Origin of the sequence: Lysobacter sp. Root76 (assembly GCF_001428685.1) — a bacterium.
In the GTDB taxonomy this organism is placed as follows: Bacteria; Pseudomonadota; Gammaproteobacteria; order Xanthomonadales; family Xanthomonadaceae; genus Lysobacter.
The window spans coordinates 1,069,568-1,087,531 of sequence record NZ_LMIK01000001.1; the positions used below are offsets into that span (position 1 = coordinate 1,069,568).

The 17,964-nt window shown below is 68.7% G+C and carries 16 protein-coding genes; 13 read left to right on the forward strand and 3 right to left on the reverse strand.

The window, feature by feature from the left end:
• The first annotated feature begins 266 nt into the window (after window positions 1–266).
• The 3 genes from ASE10_RS04440 to ASE10_RS04450 all read left to right on the forward strand — a co-directional run bounded on the left by ASE10_RS04440 (window position 267) and on the right by ASE10_RS04450 (window position 4,928).
• Entirely contained in the window at window positions 267–2,615 is a 2,349-nt protein-coding gene (locus ASE10_RS04440; RefSeq protein ID WP_235565838.1) for a ribonucleoside-diphosphate reductase subunit alpha, read from the forward strand.
• Window positions 2,616–3,107: 492 nt separating this feature from the next.
• Window positions 3,108–4,154 carry a ribonucleotide-diphosphate reductase subunit beta gene (locus ASE10_RS04445; protein ID WP_055904091.1) on the forward strand — a complete coding sequence of 349 codons (1,047 nt, stop codon included), beginning with the start codon at window positions 3,108–3,110 and terminating at the stop codon, window positions 4,152–4,154.
• Between the two features lie 399 nt (window positions 4,155–4,553).
• Entirely contained in the window at window positions 4,554–4,928 is a 375-nt protein-coding gene (locus ASE10_RS04450; protein ID WP_055903777.1) for an acyl-CoA thioesterase, read from the forward strand.
• Between the two features lie 232 nt (window positions 4,929–5,160).
• Here the strand turns inward: ASE10_RS04450 and gap are convergent, their stop codons facing one another.
• Window positions 5,161–6,165, reverse strand: coding sequence for a type I glyceraldehyde-3-phosphate dehydrogenase (gene gap, locus ASE10_RS04455; protein WP_055903780.1), 1,005 nt, complete (start codon window positions 6,163–6,165; stop codon window positions 5,161–5,163).
• A 273-nt stretch (window positions 6,166–6,438) separates the two neighbouring features.
• Between gap and ASE10_RS04460 the strand changes: the two genes are divergently transcribed.
• From ASE10_RS04460 to modC, 7 genes are all read left to right on the forward strand, one after another.
• Entirely contained in the window at window positions 6,439–7,065 is a 627-nt protein-coding gene (locus ASE10_RS04460) for an OmpW family outer membrane protein (protein ID WP_055903783.1), read from the forward strand.
• Between the two features lie 132 nt (window positions 7,066–7,197).
• Window positions 7,198–7,992, forward strand: coding sequence for a S1/P1 nuclease (locus ASE10_RS04465; RefSeq protein WP_055903786.1), 795 nt, complete (start codon window positions 7,198–7,200; stop codon window positions 7,990–7,992).
• A 75-nt stretch (window positions 7,993–8,067) separates the two neighbouring features.
• Window positions 8,068–8,931 (forward strand): MBL fold metallo-hydrolase, encoded by an 864-nt coding sequence (locus tag ASE10_RS04470; protein WP_055903789.1) that lies wholly within the window; start codon window positions 8,068–8,070, stop codon window positions 8,929–8,931.
• A gap of 7 nt (window positions 8,932–8,938) precedes the next feature.
• Window positions 8,939–9,454 carry a hypothetical protein gene (locus tag ASE10_RS04475; protein ID WP_055903792.1) on the forward strand — a complete coding sequence of 172 codons (516 nt, stop codon included), beginning with the start codon at window positions 8,939–8,941 and terminating at the stop codon, window positions 9,452–9,454.
• 82 nt (window positions 9,455–9,536) lie between these two features.
• Complete coding sequence (modA, locus tag ASE10_RS04480; protein WP_055903795.1) at window positions 9,537–10,325, forward strand: molybdate ABC transporter substrate-binding protein; 789 nt, start codon at window positions 9,537–9,539, stop codon at window positions 10,323–10,325.
• 13 nt (window positions 10,326–10,338) lie between these two features.
• Window positions 10,339–11,031 (forward strand): molybdate ABC transporter permease subunit, encoded by a 693-nt coding sequence (gene modB / locus ASE10_RS04485; RefSeq protein WP_055903798.1) that lies wholly within the window; start codon window positions 10,339–10,341, stop codon window positions 11,029–11,031.
• Entirely contained in the window at window positions 11,028–11,684 is a 657-nt protein-coding gene (modC, locus tag ASE10_RS04490; RefSeq protein ID WP_055903801.1) for a molybdenum ABC transporter ATP-binding protein, read from the forward strand. The genes modB and modC overlap by 4 nt, the downstream gene beginning before the upstream one ends.
• An 81-nt stretch (window positions 11,685–11,765) precedes the next feature.
• On the opposite strand, the gene ASE10_RS04495 is transcribed toward modC, so the two are convergent.
• Complete coding sequence (locus tag ASE10_RS04495; RefSeq protein WP_055903804.1) at window positions 11,766–13,112, reverse strand: M56 family metallopeptidase; 1,347 nt, start codon at window positions 13,110–13,112, stop codon at window positions 11,766–11,768.
• Entirely contained in the window at window positions 13,099–13,470 is a 372-nt protein-coding gene (locus ASE10_RS04500) for a BlaI/MecI/CopY family transcriptional regulator (protein ID WP_055903807.1), read from the reverse strand. Before ASE10_RS04500 ends, ASE10_RS04495 begins: the two co-directional genes overlap by 14 nt.
• A gap of 84 nt (window positions 13,471–13,554) precedes the next feature.
• On the opposite strand from ASE10_RS04500, the gene ASE10_RS04505 reads away from it, so the two are divergent.
• The 3 genes from ASE10_RS04505 to ASE10_RS04515 all read left to right on the forward strand — a co-directional run bounded on the left by ASE10_RS04505 (window position 13,555) and on the right by ASE10_RS04515 (window position 17,863).
• On the forward strand, window positions 13,555–15,489 hold the full coding sequence (locus ASE10_RS04505; protein WP_055903810.1) for an acetyl-CoA hydrolase/transferase C-terminal domain-containing protein: 1,935 nt from the start codon (window positions 13,555–13,557) through the stop codon (window positions 15,487–15,489).
• 341 nt (window positions 15,490–15,830) lie between these two features.
• On the forward strand, window positions 15,831–16,523 hold the full coding sequence (locus ASE10_RS04510) for a hypothetical protein (protein WP_055903811.1): 693 nt from the start codon (window positions 15,831–15,833) through the stop codon (window positions 16,521–16,523).
• A gap of 227 nt (window positions 16,524–16,750) precedes the next feature.
• The gene (locus tag ASE10_RS04515; protein WP_055903814.1) at window positions 16,751–17,863 is read left to right on the forward strand and encodes a hypothetical protein; all 1,113 of its coding nucleotides are present in this window, start codon (window positions 16,751–16,753) and stop codon (window positions 17,861–17,863) included.
• Window positions 17,864–17,964: the final 101 nt, after the last annotated feature.

The following is a 17,964-nucleotide window of genomic DNA, read 5'->3' on the forward strand; positions in this document are numbered from 1 at the left end:
GTCATCCTCGAACACTTCGCGCCCGCGGGGGCGCACGCCGCAACGCCGACTCCACCCGGCGTTGCGTCCTGCGTCCGCGCACGTCGGCCCTCGAGGGAGGCCGGCGACCCGTGCGCCCACGCATCGGAGCCCCCATGACCGCCACCACCGAAGCGCCCGCCGCAGCGAGCACCTCCTCTTCCGCCCCCTCCCCCGCCGAAGCGCCCGCGCGCAATACCGACGCCGCCCCCGGTTTCGCCCTGACCCCGCCGGCCGCCAACCTCACCATGAGCGTGACCAAGCGCAGCGGACGCCGCGAGCCGGTCGACCTCAACAAGATCGTGCGCGCGGTCACCCGCTGCAGCGAGGACCTCTACGCGGTCGATCCGATGCGCGTGGCCACCCGCACCATCTCCGGCCTCTACGACGGCGCGACCACGCGCGAGCTCGACGAACTGTCGATCCGCACCGCCGCCCTGCTCACCGCCGAGGAGCCCGAGTACGGCCGCCTCGCCGCGCGCCTGCTCAGCAACGTGATCGAGAAGGAAGTCGCCGGCATCGAGATCCATGCGTTCTCGCAGTCGGTCGTGCGCGGCCACGAACTGGGCCTGATCAACGACCGCCTGCTGAGCTTCGTGCAGGCCAACGCGCGCAAGCTCAACGACGCCATCGACCGCAGCCTGGACGCGCGCTTCGACTACTTCGGCCTGCGCACCCTGTACGACCGCTACCTGCTGCGCCACCCGACCGCGCGCACCGTGATCGAAACCCCGCAGCAGTTCTTCCTGCGCATCGCCTGCGCGCTCAGCGAAGACGTCGGCGACGCCCTGGCCCTGTACCGGCGCATGGCCCAGCTCGACTACATCCCGTCCTCGCCGACCCTGTTCAACGCCGGCACCACCCACGAGCAGCTATCGAGCTGCTTCCTGCTCGACTCGCCCGAGGATTCGCTGGAGTCGATCTACAAGCGCTACATGGACGTGGCCAAGCTCAGCAAGTTCAGCGGCGGCATCGGCCTGAGCTACACCCGCATCCGTTCGCGCGGCTCGCTGATCCGTTCCACCAACGGCCTGTCCAACGGCATCGTGCCGTGGCTGAAGACGCTCGACGCCTCGGTGGCCGCGGTCAACCAGGGCGGCAAGCGCAAGGGCGCGGCCTGCGTCTACCTGGAGCCGTGGCATGCCGATGTCGAAGAGTTCCTGGAACTGCGCGACAACACCGGCGACGAAGCGCGCCGCACCCACAACCTCAATCTCGCCAACTGGATTCCCGACGAATTCATGCGCCGGGTCGAGGCCGACGCCGACTGGTCGCTGTTCGATCCGGCCAAGGTGCCGCAGCTGACCGACCTGTGGGGCGAAGCTTTCGAGCAGGCCTATGCCGCGGCCGAAGCCGCCGGCCTGGCGGTCAAGAAGGTCAAGGCGCGCGACATCTACGGCCGCATGATGCGGACCCTGGCGCAGACCGGCAACGGCTGGATGAACTTCAAGGACAAGTCCAACCGCGCCTCCAACCAGACCCTGCGCGACGGCAACGTCATCCACTTGTCCAACCTGTGCACCGAAATCCTCGAGGTCACCTCGCAGGACGAGACCGCGGTGTGCAACCTGGGCTCGATCAACCTCTCCCACCACGTCGAGATGTACGAAGACGGCAAGGGCGCTTTCGATTTCGACAAGCTCGCCGAAACCGTGCGCCTGGCCGTGCGCCAGCTCGACCGCGTGATCGACCTGAACTTCTACCCGATCGAGACCGCGCGCCGCGCCAATCTGAAGTGGCGCCCGGTCGGCCTGGGCTCGATGGGCCTGCAGGACGTGTTCTTCAAGCTGCGCCTGGCGTTCGACTCCGAGGCCGCGCGCAAGCTGTCGCAGGACATCGCCGAGGCGATCTACTTCCACGCCCTGTCGGCCTCGAACGAACTCGCGCTGGAACACGGCCGCCATCCCGGCTTCGACGACACCCGCGCCAGCATCGGCGAGCTGCAGTTCGAAGCCTGGGGCGTGACCCCGTCGCAGCCCGAGCGCTGGGACGCGCTGCGCCAGCGCATCGCCGAACACGGCCTGCGCAACTCGCTGCTGATCGCGATCGCGCCGACCGCGACCATCGCCTCGATCGCCGGCTGCTACGAATGCATCGAGCCGCAGGTGTCCAACCTGTTCAAGCGCGAAACGCTGTCCGGCGACTTCCTGGTGGTCAACAAATACCTGGTCGAGGAGCTCAAGAAGCTCGGCCTGTGGACGGCGGAGATGCGCGACCGAATCAAGATGGCCGAAGGCTCGATCCAGTCCGTGCACGAAGTGCCCGAGTCGCTGCGCCAGGTCTACCGCACCGCCTGGGAACTGCCGATGCGCTCGCTGATCGACATGGCCGCCGAGCGCGGCGCCTACATCGACCAGAGCCAGTCGCTGAACCTGTTCATCGAAAGCCCGAACATCGGCCAGCTCAGCTCGATGTACATGTACGCCTGGAAGAAGGGCCTGAAGACCACCTACTACCTGCGTTCGCGCCCGGCCACCAAGATCGCCAAGAGCACGGTCAGCGCTCCGGTGGCGGCAACGCCGAAGCCGGAATACACCGCGGACGAAGCGATCGCCTGCTCGCTGGAAAACCCCGAGTCCTGCGAAGCCTGTCAGTAGTTGCGGGGGAACTAGAAGGGAGAGGAACTAGCAACGAGTGCCTGAGCCTGGAGGGCCGCCGATGCTTGGCGGACCTCTCACTGTTCTGCGCAACGAGGTAAGCATTCGGCCGACCTCGTCGACCAGGGCAAGGGCCTCCGCCAGTTTCTGGCCGTCGAGCCAACCAAGTCGCACGCAAAGCAGCATTTGCGTATGCACTTCGGCAAGCGATCCATGCGCGACCGCCAGGAACTGAGCCTTTTCCTTGCGGGACTCTCGCGTCCACCCTTCTGCGATGTTGCTGGGAACGGAGATTGCGGCCCTCGTCATCTGCAGCCTCACGCCGTATCGCTCCTCCACCGGCAATCTCGCCGCATTCATACAAACCAGCTCCGCCAGCCGCATGGACTTGATCCAAACCAATGCTCCCCGGTAGTGCATGCCGTCGCTTCGTGTTCGCCTCAAGCTTGACCGCACCACTGCCTTTCATATGTCGGAAAACCGCCCATGTCCATGTCAGCCAAAGCCCTTCCCGTTACTGATTCCTCCCTACTAGTTCCCAAGCTCCTGGACCCCGGTTTCGATCTCACCCTGCGGCCGATGCGCTATCCGCATTTCTACGAGATGTACCGCGACGCGATCCGCAACACCTGGACCGTCGAAGAGGTCGATTTCTCGCAGGACGTCAACGACCTCAAGCACAAGTTCGGCCCGGCCGAGCGCCATCTGGTCGAGCGCCTGGTCGCGTTCTTCGCCACCGGCGACAGCATCGTCGCCAACAACCTGGTGCTGAACCTCTACCAGCACATCAACGCGCCGGAAGCGCGCATGTACCTGTCGCGGCAGCTGTACGAAGAAGCGCTGCACGTGCAGTTCTACCTGACCCTGCTCGACACCTACCTGCCCGATCCGAACGAGCGCGCCAAGGCCTTCGACGCGGTCGAGAACATCCCTTCGATCCGGGCCAAGGCCGAGTTCTGTTTCCGCTGGATCGATTCGGTGCAGGACCTCAAGCGCATCGAGACCCGCGAGCAGCGCCGCCAGTTCCTGCTCAACCTGATCTGCTTCGCCGGCTGCATCGAAGGCCTGTTCTTCTTCGCCGCCTTCGCCTATGTCTACTATCTGCGTTCGCGCGGCCTGCTCAACGGCCTGGCCTCGGGCACCAACTGGGTGTTCCGCGACGAAAGCTGCCACATGGCCTTCGCCTTCGAAGTCATCCGCACCGCGCGCGAGGAGGAGCCCGACCTGTTCGACGCCGATCTGCGCGCGCAGGTGGTGAAGATGTTCGAGGATGCGGTGGATTGCGAGCTGCAGTTCGCCCAGGACGTGCTGTCCGGCGGCGTGGTCGGCCTGTCGCTGAAGGACATGCGCCAGTACCTGGAGTACTGCGCCGACCAGCGCATGGCGCAGCTCGGCATGCCCAAGCATTTCGGCTCGACCAACCCCTTCGGCTTCATGGACCTGCAGGACGTGCAGGAAGTGACCAACTTCTTCGAACGCCGGGTCTCGGCCTACCAGGTCGGCGTGCAGGGCGAAGTGGCGTTCGACGAGGCGTTCTGAGGACATCGAAGTGCGCCTCTCCGCTCAAAGCCCCCCGAAGATCAAAAGCCCCTCACCCTAGCCCTCTCCCGCAAGCGGGAGAGGGAACAGTTCGCCGCGGCGCCGCTCTCATCGCTGAATAAAGCCCCTCTCCCGCTTGCGGGAGAGGGGTTGGGGTGAGGGGATGAGCGCCAAAGGCGCGAATGCCTTTGCTCTCGTTCCCCCTATTGAAGATCAAAAGCCCCCTCACCCTAGCCCTCTCCCGCAAGCGGGAGAGGGAACGGTTCGCCGCGGCGCCACTCTCATCGCTAAAGCCCCTCTCCCGCCTGCGGCGCCCGAAGGGTGTGCAAGGCTGAGAGGGGTTGGGGTGAGGGCCGCTGCGACGCCACTCTCGTCGCTTATCTCCAACACACAAGCCCCATGACCGAAGCCCGCATCATCGAAATCGTCTTCCCCGACCACACCAACCACCTCGGCACCCTGTTCGGCGGCCAGGCGCTGGCGTGGATGGACAAGGCCGCGTTCGTCGCCGCCTCGCGCTACGCGCGCCGCACGGTGGTGACCGCGCGTTCGGAACAGATCGACTTCCATACCGCCGTGCCCAAAGGCGCGCTGGTCGAACTGATCGCGCGCGTGGTCTCGGTGGGGCGCACCTCGATGCAGGTCGAGGTGGAGATGCACAGCGAAGACCTGCTCAGCGGCGAGTCGCAGCTGGCCACGCGCGGCCGTTTCACCATGATCGCGCTGGATCGCGAGGGCGTGCCGACGCCGGTGCCGCCGTATCCGGAAGATTGACGCGCCTGCGCCGATCAGCATCTTGGTCGAGATCGGCAGGAACTTGCGCAGGTCGTTGAGCTGCGAGTCCAGCTCATGATTCAGCGACGGCCGCGACCTGAGCCGACGACGGCTCTTCCTGCGGGCTGGGGAAGACTCGGGACCGCTACGTGCTCGACCTTCCGAAGAAGACGTCACAAAGAAAAAGCCCCGCAACCGCGGGGCTTTCTCGCATCGCCAGGACCGTCGCGGCTTACTTGCCCGCGACCACCTTGACCATTTCCAGGCACTTGTTCGAGTAGCCCCACTCGTTGTCGTACCAGCTCACCAGCTTGACGAAGGTGCCGTCGAGCGCAATGCCGGCGTCGGCGTCGAAGATCGAAGTGCGGGTGTCGCCGCGGAAATCGGTGGCGACCACCTTGTCCTCGGTGTAGCCCAAGATGCCCTTGAGCGCGCCTTCGCTCTGCGCCTTCATTTCGGCGCAGATCTCGGCGTAGGTCGCGTCCTTGACCAGTTCGACGGTCAGGTCGACCACCGAGACGTCCGAGGTCGGCACGCGGAACGACATGCCGGTGAGCTTCTTGTTGAGCTCCGGGATCACCACGCCGACCGCCTTGGCCGCGCCGGTGCTGGACGGGATGATGTTCTCGAGGATGCCGCGGCCGCCACGCCAGTCCTTGTTGGACGGGCCGTCGACGGTCTTCTGGGTGGCGGTGGCGGCGTGCACGGTGGTCATCAGGCCGCGCTTGATGCCCCACTTGTCGTTCAGCACCTTGGCCAGCGGGGCCAGGCAGTTGGTGGTGCACGAAGCGTTGGAGATGATCGCCTCGCCCTTGTAGGTCTTGTCGTTGACGCCGTAAACGAACATCGGCGTGTCGTCCTTGGACGGCGCCGACAGCACGACCTTCTTGGCGCCGGCGTCGAGGTGCTTCTGCGCGGTGGCCTTGTCCAGGAACAGGCCGGTCGATTCGATCACCACCTCGGCGCCGACCTCGTCCCACTTGAGGTTGGCCGGATCGCGTTCCTGGGTCAGGCGGATCTTCTGGCCGTTGACGATCAGGGTGTTGCCCTCGACCGCGATCTCGCCCTTGAAGCGGCCGTGGACCGAGTCGTACTGGAGCATGTAGGCCAGGTAGTCCGGCTCGAGCAGGTCGTTGATCGCGACGATCTCGATCTCGCCGCCGAAATTCTGCACCGCCGAGCGCAGCACGTTGCGTCCGATGCGGCCGAAGCCGTTGATGCCTACCTTGATCGCCATTTCTGGAAACTCCTGGGCCCGCAACACGCGGCTGGGATGGGAAACCGCCATTGTAGCAAGCGCGGGCCCGACCCCGCCCCGACGCCGCCCCCGGCCTCGGGGCGGCCCAGGCGGCCTGGACGCCCGGGGCGGCCTCCGGACGGGCGATATTGCAACCAAAGTCAAGGACGGGCAGGATTCGGCGCACATAAAGTGGGTGGCGATCCATGCGGTAACGCACCGAACTACGCCAAGCCCGATCAAATCAGCTCGATCCAACAGGGGATTCAAGGAATGAACAAGCGTACTTACGGTGGCGCGATCGCCGCCCTGGCCCTGGCCTGCCTGTCGCAATCCGCCCTGGCCCAGTCGGCCGGCACCTGGAGCGTCGGCGTCGGGGTCCACCAGGTCTCGCCGACCTCCGACAACGGCAGCGTCCTGGACGGCGAGTTCGACCTGGAGGTCAGCGAAAGCGTCCAGCCGACGGTGACGCTCGAGTATTTCATCAGCAACGACCTGGGCATCGAGGTGCTGGCCTCGCTCCCGTTCGAGCACGACATCGACATCGTCGACGTCGGCCAGGTCGCCACGACCAAGCAGCTGCCGCCGACGGTTACCCTGCAGTACCACTTCAACAGCCGCGGCATGGTCTCGCCGTTCGTCGGCGCCGGCATCAACTACACCCTGTTCTTCAGCGAGAAGACCAGCGGCGCGCTCGAAGGCACCACGATCAAACTCAAGGACTCCTGGGGCCCGGCCGCGCACGCGGGCGTGGACTTCATGCTCGGCGAGAGCGGCGCGATCCGGGTCGACGTGCGCTGGATGGACATCGACACCGATGTCGAGGTCGACGGAGTCAAGATCGGCACCGCCCAGATCGATCCGCTGACCTACGGCGTCGCCTACATCTACCGGTTCTGAGCCCGCCGACCAAGGCGGCAGCCCCGGCGTTGCGGCGGTACCGCGGCGCCGGGGCGCGAACCGACAGGAGCGGCACCATTCGTGTGCACTGATTACAGCCGGGAACCCTGCCGTCTCCGGTAAAGTGGCGTCATGATCCGCGCCCTCTCCCTCGCCCTACTTCTGCTGCTGCCGATCGACGCCCTGGCCTGGGGCCCGCTCGGCCACCGCCTGGTCGCGTTGCTGGCCCTGGACGAACTCGATCCGGCCGTGCGCCGCGATATCGACGAACTGCTGGCCGGCGAACCCGACCCGACCCTGCCCGGCGTCGCCAACTGGGCCGACGAACTGCGCGCCAACGACCCCGACCTGGGCAAGAAGAGCGCGAAGTGGCACTACGTCAACATCGCCGAGCACGACTGCGTCTACCAGCCCGAGCGCGACTGCCCCGGCGACGCCTGCGTGGTCGCGGCGATCCGCGACCAGAGCCTGATCCTGGCCGACCGCCACCGTCCGCGTGCCGAACGCCTGCAGGCATTGAAGTTCGTGGTCCATTTCGTCGGCGACGTGCACCAGCCGCTGCATGCCGGCTACGCCCGCGACAAGGGCGGCAACGACGTCCAGGTCAACCTCGGCGGGCGCGGCACCAACCTGCACGCGCTGTGGGACAGCGGCATGCTCAACCGCGCCGGCCTGGACGAGGCCGCCTGGCTGCAACGCCTGCGCGCGCTGCCGCTGGCGGTGGCGCTGTCGGAGCCGCCGCTGCCGCCGGATTCGGCGGGCTGGGCCGAGGCCTCCTGCCGGATCGCGCTGCAACCAGGCTTCTATCCGCCGCGGGCGACGATCGACGACGAATACGTGCAGACTTGGCGACCTGAAGCCGAAGCCCAGCTGCGCCGCGGCGGCACCCGCCTCGCCGCCCTGCTCAACGCCGCACTCAAGCGCTGAGCGCGACGCAAAACGCCGCGCGCCGCACACCGCGCGCAGGCTCCATCGCACGGACGCCGCAGTCAGAGGAAGCCGATGTCCCCGCAGGTGCAGTCCTTCCATCATGCCGACACCGGGACCTGGAGCTATCTGGTCGTGGACCCGGCGACGTCGCAGGCCGCGATCGTCGATCCGGTGCTCGACTACGACGCGCGTTCCGGCCGCACCGGCGGCAACTCGGCGCAGGCGATCCTCGATGCTGCGCAAGCCTGCGGCGCGGACGTGCGCTGGCTGCTGGAAACCCATGCCCACGCCGACCACCTCACCGCCGCGCACTGGCTGAAGCAGCGCCTGCCGCAGGCGCGCATCGCGATCGGCCGCCGCATCCGCGAAGTGCAGCGCACCTTCGTACCGGTGCTGGGCCTGGACGCCAAGGTCGAAGCCGACGGCAGCCAGTTCGACCACCTGTTCGAGGACGAGGAAACGTTCGCGATCGGCGAGCTGCGCGCACGCGCCATCGCGGTGCCCGGCCACACCCTCGACAGCCTGGCCTACCTGATCGACGACGCCTTGTTCGCCGGCGACTCGCTGTTCATGCCCGACAGCGGCACCGCGCGCTGCGATTTCCCGGGCGGCGACGCGGCCATGCTGTACGCCTCGATCCGGCACCTGTACGAACTGCCCGACGCCACCCGCGTGTTCGTCTGCCACGACTACGGCCCCGACGGCCGCGCGCCGCGCTGCGAAACCAGCATCGGCGAACAGAAGCGCGCCAACATCCACCTCCGCGACGACACCGTCGAAGCCGAGTTCGTGCGCATGCGCGAGGCCCGCGACGCGACCCTGGCGGTGCCTGCGCTAATCCTGCCGGCCTTGCAGGTCAATCTGCGCGCGGGCGCCCTGCCCGAGGCCGAAGACAACGGCGTGCGCTACCTCAAGATTCCGCTCAATCAGCTCTGAGGCCGCCATGAGTCCGACACGCCTGCCGCTCGCGATCGCCTGCCTGCTGATCGGGGCCGTGTCGGCCGCTGTCGCCGCGGAGCCCGAGAAGAACCCGCACGCGCATGCTTCCGATCCGCCGCAGCGCATGGCGCCGATCGACGTGGCCCTGGACGCGGCGAAGATCGCGGGCCTGCCGCGCGTCGTCGCCACCGGCAACGCGCACGGCAAGACCCTGAGCTGCGAAGGCGTGTCGCTGGCGGCGCTGCTGCGCGCGTCCGGCGCCATGCCCGAGGAACCGCTGCGCGGGCCGCAACTGGCGCGCATGGTGGTGGTGTCGGCGCGCGACGGCTACCGCGTCGCCTACTCGCTGGCCGAACTCGACGCCAGCCTGGGCGCACGGGAGGTGGTCCTGACCGACCGTTGCGACGGCGCCGCGCTCGGCGCGGACGACGGCCCCTGGCGCCTGATCGCGCCGGGCGAATCGCGGCCCGCGCGCTGGATCCGCCAGATCGAATCGATCCGCGTGATCGACGCGCCCTGATCTTTCCCGCAGCGCGTCCACGCCTCTGCGCTGCAGCGGTTTCGCGCTACGCTCGCGCCGTGGCCCCTGGAGCTGTCCCCTCATGATCCTGTCGCGTCGCCGCTGGCTCGCCGCGTTCTGCGCCCTCGGCCTGTCCCTGGCGGCCAGCGCCGCTGCCGCTCCGCCCAAACCCGAGCCGATCACCGTGTTCGCCGCGGCCAGCCTCAAGGAAGCGCTGGACGAAGCCGCGGTGGTCTACGAGGGCCAGACCGGTCAACCACTGCGGATGTCCTACGCCGCCAGTTCGGCGCTGGCGCGGCAGATCGAACAGGGCGCGCCGGCCGACGTGTTCGTGTCCGCCGACCTGGACTGGATGGATTACCTGCAGCAACGCAAGCTGATCGATGAGGGCAGCCGCCGCAACCTGCTCGGCAACAGCCTGGTGCTGATCGCGCCCAGGACCAGCAGCGCACAGGCGCTGACGCTGAAACCCGGCGTCGATCTGCGCCCCTTGCTCGGCGACGGCCGCCTGGCCTTGGCGCTGACCGCGAGCGTGCCGGCCGGCAAGTACGCGCGCGCCGCGTTCGAATCGCTGGGCGTGTGGCGGCAGTTGCAGCCCAGGGTCGCCGAAGCCGAAAACGTGCGCGCGGCCTTGATGCTGGTCGCGCGCGGCGAAGCGCCGCTGGGCGTGGTCTATGCCAGCGACGCGCGCGCCGAGCCGAACGTGCGCGTGCTCGCGACCTTCCCGGCCGACACCCACCCCGCCATCGTCTACCCGGTCGCGCGCATCCGCGCCAGCAAGCGCGCGCAGACGGCCGCGTTCGTGCGCTGGCTCAAGACCCCGGCGGCGGCGACGGTGTTCCGCCGCCACGGCTTCGCGGTCCTGGACTGAGCGCGGCCGGCGCATGTTCGACTTCAGCCCAGCCGAACTGACGGCGATCGCACTGAGCCTCAAGGTCGCGACCGTGGCGGTGCTGGCCAGCCTGCCCTTGGGCGTGGCGATGGGCTGGCTGCTCGCGCGCAAACGCTTTCCCGGCAAGCTCTTGCTCGACGCGCTGCTGCATCTGCCGCTGGTGCTGCCGCCGGTGGTGACCGGCTACGTGCTGCTGATTCTGTTCGGCTCGCAGGGGCCGATCGGGCGGTTCCTGTCCGATTGGTTCGGCGTGAGCTTCGCGTTCCGCTGGACCGGCGCGGCGCTGGCCTGCGCGATCATGGGTTTCCCGCTGATGGTGCGCGCGATCCGGCTCTCGATCGAAGCGGTCGACCGCCGCCTGGAGCAGGCCGCCGCGACCCTGGGCGCGAACCCCTGGCGGGTGTTCTTCGGCATGACTCTGCCGCTGGCCCTGCCCGGCGTGATCGCCGGCGCCGTGCTCGGTTTCGCCAAGGCATTGGGCGAGTTCGGCGCCACCATCACCTTCGTGTCCAACATCCCCGGCGAAACCCAGACCCTGTCGTCGGCGATCTACGGCCTGCTGCAGGTGCCCGGCGCCGAATCCGGGCTGTGGCGGCTGACCGTGGTCGCGGTCGCGATCTCGTTCGGCGCGGTACTGCTGTCGGAATGGCTGGTGCAGCGCCAGCGCCGCGAGACGCAGGCATGAGCGCCGCGCCGACCTATCTGCTCGACTTCAGCCTGCGGCGCGGCGCGTTCGAGCGCAGCGTGAGCATCCGCAGCGAACGCCGGGTGATCGCCCTGGTCGGCGACTCGGGCGCCGGCAAGACCTCGCTGCTGCACGCCATCGCCGGCCTGCTGCGGCCGCAGCGCGGACGCATCGAGATCGGCGGGCGCTGCCTGTTCGATGCCGCCGCCGGCATCGACCTGCCTGCGCATCGGCGCCGGATCGGCTACGTGTTCCAGGACGCGCGCCTGTTCCCGCACCTGGATGTGCGCCGCAACCTGCTCTACGGCCTGCACGGCGACGCCCGGGCCGCGCCGCGGTTCCAGTTCGACGCCGTCGTCGACCTGCTGGGCATCGATGCCTTGCTGTCGCGTTCCACCGCCGGCCTGTCGGGCGGTGAGATGCAGCGCGTGGCCCTGGGCCGCGCGCTGCTGTCGCAGCCGCAGATCTTGCTGCTGGACGAACCGCTGTCGATGCTGGACATGAACCGCCGCGACGAGCTGCTGCCGTACCTGCAGCGGGTGCGCGACGAGATCGCGCTGCCGATGATCTACGTCAGCCACTACCCGGACGAAGTGCGCCGGATCGCCGACGAGGTCCACATCGTCGGCGATGGATCGCAACGCACTGCCTAGCCTGCACTGGAACGCACCACAGCCGCGCTTGGATCAGCCCTGCCCGACCTGGATCGGGTACGGCGGCGGCGACAACGCGCCCTACTGCGCGATCGCGCGGTCGGCGGCGACGGTCGCAACCGGCGTCGACGCTGTCGCGGCGGAAGACGCTGACACCGGAACCGGCGGCGCCGGAGGTGCCGGCGGTGGGGGCGGCGGCGGCTTCACCGACGCCGTCAGCGTCACCGTGACGTCGATGCCCTGCAGGGTTTCGGTCGGGCCGGAACCGCGCACGCTGCCCAGCGTGATCCGTGCGGGCTCGCCGTTGCGCATCAGCAAACGCGGCTCGCCCAGGGTCTTGCCGTCGCGCTGCAGCGAGGCTTCCAGGCTCAACTGGCCTGCGCGCGTGGGCAGCACTTTGCCTTCGATGCGCCAGGACGAACCGCGCGCCTCGAAAGGCTCGCCGAGGCGCTGGATCAACGAGAAGTTTTCCGGTTGCCCGCCATCGAGGGCGATCGCGAAGTCGGCGCGCACGAAGTCCGTCGGCGCGGCGGGCGCGCGCCGCGGCTGCGCCGACCAGGCCGCGGTGCCGGTGGCGGCGGCGAGCAGTGCGATCAGGACGGCGCCGGCTTTCCAGCGCCGGGACGAAACATCGGGACGCTTCAGCATTTCTATTCTCTCCTTGAGCGGATGACCGTGGCCCCATTGGCACCCCAGAGGCGCGGGGCGCGACGCCAACGAGGTCTTGAGCATGGCTTCGCCGTAGGCGCGACGCGCCTGCGGGTGGCGCCGGATCACGCGCTGGTCGCAGGACAGTTCCTGATCGTGGCGAAAGCGATGCGCGGCGTAGTGCAGCAAGGGATTGAACCAGTGCAGGCAGCGCAGCAGCGCCACCGCGGCATTGAGCAAGAGGTCGCCGCGCGCGATGTGCTCACGCTCGTGGGCGCGCAGCAACGTCTGCTGCTGCTCGCTGTAGCGCTGTTCGAAGTCCTGCGGCAGCACGATCGCCGGCCGCAGCACCCCGATCGCGGCCGGCAGGCCCGCGACCGCATCGGCCTGATGCAGTCCGTCGGCGCGCAGGCGCAGCCGCCCCAGCGCGCGCACGAAGCGGCGCTGCTGGACGGCGAAGACCAGCGCGGTCGCGAGCGTGCCGGCCAGCCACAGCATCAGCGCCAGCGTCGGCAGCGATAGCGGCGCCGACCCCGAGGCCGCCGCAGTCGACGGCGACGCGATCACGGCCATGACGGGCACGACCGGCAGCATCGGCGCCGATGCTGCCGGCAGCAACACCGCGAACATCGCCGCCGGCACCAGCGCCCACAGCGCATAGGCCGCGCCGGCGCCGAAGCCGCGCCGCAACGGATGGCGCAGCAACAACACCAGCACGATCGCGCCACTGCCGGCGAGCGCGGTTTCGATCAGCGCGGTCAGCAGCTCAAGCCTGTCCATCGTCCAGCTCCTCCAGCAGCTTGCGCAGTTCGGCGATGTCCTTGCGGCTGAGTTTGCGCTGCTCGCTGAAGTGCGCGACCAGCGGCGCGACCCGGCCGTCGAACAGGCGTTGCAGCAGGCCCTGGCTCTCCTCCAGCACCCAGTCCTCGCGCTTGAGCACCGGCGCATACAGATAACGCCGGCCCTGCTTCTCGGCGCGCACCGCGCCCTTGTTCAAGAGCCGGTTGAGCAGGGTCTTGATGGTCGCCTCCTGCCAGTCCTGGCGCTCGGACAGCGCCGCGACCACGTCCTCGGCGGCGAGCGGATGCCGCCGCCAGAGCACGTCCATCACCACCGATTCGGCTTCGCTGATCTGCATCGATTACATCCGTAATTTTTCTTGAGATTACACCCGTAAACGACGATGTCAAGCGATCCGCCGGGCCGATGCGATACTGCCGCCATGACCGCACCCGCCCGCTTCGAACGCATCGACGACGCCGTCGACTTCCTGCTTGCCCGCACCCAGGGCCCGCTGCACGTGGGTGCCCCGCTCGGCCTGGGCAAGCCGCACCGGCTGTTGAATGCGCTGTACGCGCGGATCGCCGCCGATCCCTCGCGCGCGCTGCATCTGTACACCGCGCTGTCGCTGGATCCTCCCGGCGCCGGCAAGGGCCTGGAGGGCCGCTTCGTCGGGCCGTTCGCGCGCCGCCACTTCGGCGACGACTTCCCGCGCCTGGCCTACGTGGACGCGCTCAAGCGCAACACCCTGCCCGCGCATATCGAGATCGAAGAGTTCTATCTGCAGTCCGGCGCGCTGCTGAATTCGCCGCTGGCGCAGCAGCGTTACGCCAGCCTCAACTACACCCACGTCGCCCGCGCGCTCGCCGACCGTGGCGTCAACGCGATCGTGCAGAAGGTCGCGCGCCGCGACGGCGACACGCGGCTGTCGCTGTCGTGCAATACCGACCTGACCCAGGACGCGGTCGATGCGATCGTCGCCCGCGGCCTGCCGCGGCCGCTGCTGATCGCCGAGGTCGATCCGCAGCTGCCCTGGCTGGGCGGCAGCGCGACGGTCGCCGAGGATTACTTCGATGCGGTGGTGACCCCGCCCGGCCCGCATCCGAAACTGTTCGGCCTGCCGCGCCAGCCGGTGACCGACGCCGACTACGCGATCGGCTTCTACGCCAGCACCCTGGTGCGCGACGGCGGCACCCTGCAGATCGGCATCGGCGCGCTCGCCGACGCGCTCTGCCACGCGCTGGCGCTGCGCCACGCCGACAACGCCGGCTACCGGCGCGTGCTCGCGGCGCTCGACCCGGCCCTGGCCTCGCGCCCGGACCTGGCGCCGTTCGCCGAAGGTCTGTACGGCTGCAGCGAAATGATCAACGAGGGCTTCCGGCGCCTGGTCGAAGTCGGGGTGATCCGGCGCAAGGTGGTCGACGACGAGGCCCTGATGCGCCGCATCGCCGACGGCCGCGCCGACGATGCCGATCGCGCCGTCCTGGAACGCGACGGCGAATATCTGCACGGCGGCTTCTACCTGGGCTCGCCCGAGTTCTACGAGTGGTTGCGGCACCTGCCCGAGGACCAGCGCCGCGGCATCGGCATGCGCCGCATCAGCGAGGTCAACGAACTCTACGGCGGCCACGAAGCGCTGGAACGCTTGCAGCGCCGCGACGCGCGCTTCTTCAACACCTGCATGATGGCGACCGCGCTGGGCGCGGCGGTGTCGGACGGCCTCGCCGACGGTCGGGTCGTGTCGGGGGTCGGCGGGCAGTACAACTTCGTCGCCATGGCCCACGCCCTGCCCGACGCGCGCTCGGTGCTGATGCTGCGCGCGACCCGCGACGCCGGCGGCGAGAACCGCTCCAACCTGGTGTGGAACTACGGCCACACCACCATCCCGCGCCATCTGCGCGACATCTACATCAGCGAGTACGGCATCGCCGACCTGCGCGGCCGCGCCGACGAGGACTGCGTGCAGGCGATGGCCGCCATCGCCGACGCGCGCTACGGCCGCGGCCTGCTGGACACCGCGCGCCGCGAAGGCAAGCTGCGCGCCGACTTCAGCCTGACCGCCGCGGCCCGCCGCAACACTCCCGAGCATCTGCGCCAGGCCCTGGCGCCGCTGCGCCGCGAGGGCCTGCTGCCCGACTATCCGCTCGGCAGCGACTTCACCCCGGTCGAGGAGCGCCTGGTACGGGCGCTGGGCTGGCTCAAGGCCGCCACCGCGACCCGAACCGGCAAGCTGGGCACGGTCGCGCGCGCCCTGCTCGGCGGCAGCGGCGACGACGCCGAGGCGCTGGCGCGCATGGACCTGGCCGCCCCGTCCGGCCTGGGCGCCAGGCTGGAGGCCCGGCTGCTGGCGCTGGCGCTGCGCGAAACGCGGAGTTGAGCCGGCTCGCTCCTGCGTCCTGTGGGAGCGGCGTAAGCCGCGATCGCGAATTCGCCAGTCGCGGCGCCGCCCCCGCCGGTAGCCATCGCGGCTTACGCCGCTCCCACAGAAAGCTGGGCGCTCCGGTGCAACGGAGCCAGCGCCACGGGCCGTGAGACCGCGATCGCGGCTTACGCCGCTCCCACAGAAGGCTGGGCGCTTCGGTGCAACGGAGCCAGCGCCATGGATCGCGAGACCGCGGCCGCGGTCAGCATCGCTCCCTCGGGGGCACGGCACGGCCCCGATGACCGGGACGGCGGCCGCTTATACTTCCCGGCTACGAACCCTGGAGCGCGTCGCGGATGTCCGCCGAGAACGTCTACAAGCATTTCTACCGCACCCTGCGCCTGGGCGCGGCCGAACTCAGCGACGGCGGCGGGCCGTTCGGCTTCGACATCACCACTGCTCTGGAATTCGACTACCTGATCGAACGCTACCAGTGCGACGCGATCATCGAGACGGGCTCCAACGTCGGCGACACCACCGACTACCTGGCGCGCACCTACCCGCACCTGAGCATCGTCACCTGCGACGTGGTCGACCGTTACGTGGACCTGGTCAAGCGCCGGGTCGGTTTCATGCCGCATACCCATGTCGAAAAGCTCGATTCGCCCGAGCTGATCGCGAAATTCCGCGACCAGTTCCGCTGCCCGCTGTACTACCTCGACGCCCACTGGTACGACGCCTGGCCGCTGGAGCGCGAACTGGCGCTGATCGACAACGGCGTGGTCTGCGTCGACGACTTCAACATCGGCAACCCGCGCTTCGGCTTCGACAGCTACAAAGACGTCGAATGCGGGCCGGGCATGCTCAGCCGTTTCATCGACAAGGTCCCGGTCTACTACACCAACAATCCCGACGCGCAGTACGAGTTGCCCTGCCTGCAGGACGGCCGGCGCGGCGGCAAGGCCTATTTCGCGATCGGACAGCAGCACGACCACCTGCGCCATCACCGCTACTTCAAGCGCCACGACACGCCGCGCCCAGCGGCCTGAGCGCGATGCCCGGCCGTCGTCGCCCGCGACGACGGCGTCCCGGCAGCGGCGTCCATGCCGTTATCCATGACATGGAAACCGTCGAGCGCGCCCGCGTTCATCCTCGACCCGCGATCATGCTGCAACCGGCGGACGAAACTCGGCGCCGGGCGAGGTCGAAACCAGCGCCGGTTACCGTGGCAACACAGCCGCGGATGCGACCGGAACGTAACCAGGACGGGCAAGGCATGTCGAAGAGGTGGTCGTTCGCATCGGGGCTGTTACCGCTGTGCCTGCTGGCCGCGGCCTGCCAGCCGCGGGCGCCCAGCGACGACGCCCAGCCCGCGGCGGTGACCATCGGCGACCAGTCCGGCGACCGTTCTGCGGCGCCCGGCAACGCCGCTCCGGCGCGGGCCGACGCACTCAAGGGCACCTACTGGCCGCCGGCCAGGCTCGACGCCGGCGAAGCCTCGATCAGTTGCGAATACGACTACGCCCGGCATGGCGACGGCGAACCGCTGGCTTCGCTGGAATTCTTCAGCCTGGTCGACGCGCTCAGGGACTGCCAGCCGCGCGGCATGGTCCGGGTCCGCTACCGCGGCAAGATCGGCGCCGGCTTCACCGCCCTGGTCCAGCGCGTGGCGGCGATGGCCGACCGCATGGAAATCCCGACCCGCATCCTCGACCTGGATTCGACCGGCGGTCACGTCGAAGAAGCGATCCGCGCCGGCGACTCGATCGCCGAATCGCATTGGGCGATCTGGATCCGCGAAGACTCGCTGTGCCACAGCGCCTGCGTGCTGGTGCTGGCCGCCGGCGACACCCGCTCGATTTCGGGCAAGGTCGGGATCCACCGCCTGATCCGCGACCGTTCCACCGCGACCTCGCGCGCCGAGCTCAGCGCCGAGCTCAAGGCGATCAATACCCAGGTCCGCGATTACTTGGAACGCAACGGCGTCGCCACCGCGGTCGCCGACCAGATGATGACGGTCGCCAACCGCGACCTGCGCATCCTCAGCGAAGCCGAACTCAAGGAATACGGCCTGGCCGGCAGCAACGCCGCGCAGGACGACCTCGACCGGATACGGGTCGGACGCAAATGCGGCGAAGACTTCATGCGCCGCCGCGACGCCTTCCGGCGCGACTTCGACAAGCAGTGCATGCAGGTCGGCCAGGCCTTCGAAGCCATGGCCGAATGCGGCCTGGCCCTGCGCCAGCGTTACGGCTTCCCGGATGCGCGCTGCGCGCAGGACAGCCCGATGTCGGAATACGACCGCTACCCGGGCCGCTTGGAAACCGATGAGCCGAAACCCGCGCAACAACGCGTGATCAGCATCGCCGACAAGCCCGCGCGCCGCTGACGGCCGCGCCAGCCGGTTCGATCCGCCGCCTGCGTTCCAGCCTGCGGCGCCCTCAAGGAAAGACATCGGCGCCCCGGGGGAGTCCGGAGCGCCGATGCCGA

Excerpts from the sequence above, each read along its gene's own strand:
- ASE10_RS04510 (WP_055903811.1), top strand. The coding sequence starts at position 15,831 with ATGTCCGCCGAGAACGTCTACAAGCATTTCTACCGCACCCTGCGCCTG.
- modA (WP_055903795.1), top strand. The coding sequence starts at position 9,537 with ATGATCCTGTCGCGTCGCCGCTGGCTCGCCGCGTTCTGCGCCCTCGGC.
- ASE10_RS04460 (WP_055903783.1), top strand. The coding sequence starts at position 6,439 with ATGAACAAGCGTACTTACGGTGGCGCGATCGCCGCCCTGGCCCTGGCC.
- ASE10_RS04440 (WP_235565838.1), top strand. The coding sequence starts at position 267 with ATGAGCGTGACCAAGCGCAGCGGACGCCGCGAGCCGGTCGACCTCAAC.
- modC (WP_055903801.1), top strand. The coding sequence starts at position 11,028 with ATGAGCGCCGCGCCGACCTATCTGCTCGACTTCAGCCTGCGGCGCGGC.
- ASE10_RS04495 (WP_055903804.1), bottom strand. The coding sequence starts at position 13,112 with ATGGACAGGCTTGAGCTGCTGACCGCGCTGATCGAAACCGCGCTCGCC.
- ASE10_RS04450 (WP_055903777.1), top strand. The coding sequence starts at position 4,554 with ATGACCGAAGCCCGCATCATCGAAATCGTCTTCCCCGACCACACCAAC.
- ASE10_RS04470 (WP_055903789.1), top strand. The coding sequence starts at position 8,068 with ATGTCCCCGCAGGTGCAGTCCTTCCATCATGCCGACACCGGGACCTGG.
- modB (WP_055903798.1), top strand. The coding sequence starts at position 10,339 with ATGTTCGACTTCAGCCCAGCCGAACTGACGGCGATCGCACTGAGCCTC.
- ASE10_RS04500 (WP_055903807.1), bottom strand. The coding sequence starts at position 13,470 with ATGCAGATCAGCGAAGCCGAATCGGTGGTGATGGACGTGCTCTGGCGG.
- gap (WP_055903780.1), bottom strand. The coding sequence starts at position 6,165 with ATGGCGATCAAGGTAGGCATCAACGGCTTCGGCCGCATCGGACGCAAC.
- ASE10_RS04465 (WP_055903786.1), top strand. The coding sequence starts at position 7,198 with ATGATCCGCGCCCTCTCCCTCGCCCTACTTCTGCTGCTGCCGATCGAC.
- ASE10_RS04515 (WP_055903814.1), top strand. The coding sequence starts at position 16,751 with ATGTCGAAGAGGTGGTCGTTCGCATCGGGGCTGTTACCGCTGTGCCTG.
- ASE10_RS04475 (WP_055903792.1), top strand. The coding sequence starts at position 8,939 with ATGAGTCCGACACGCCTGCCGCTCGCGATCGCCTGCCTGCTGATCGGG.
- ASE10_RS04505 (WP_055903810.1), top strand. The coding sequence starts at position 13,555 with ATGACCGCACCCGCCCGCTTCGAACGCATCGACGACGCCGTCGACTTC.
- ASE10_RS04445 (WP_055904091.1), top strand. The coding sequence starts at position 3,108 with ATGTCAGCCAAAGCCCTTCCCGTTACTGATTCCTCCCTACTAGTTCCC.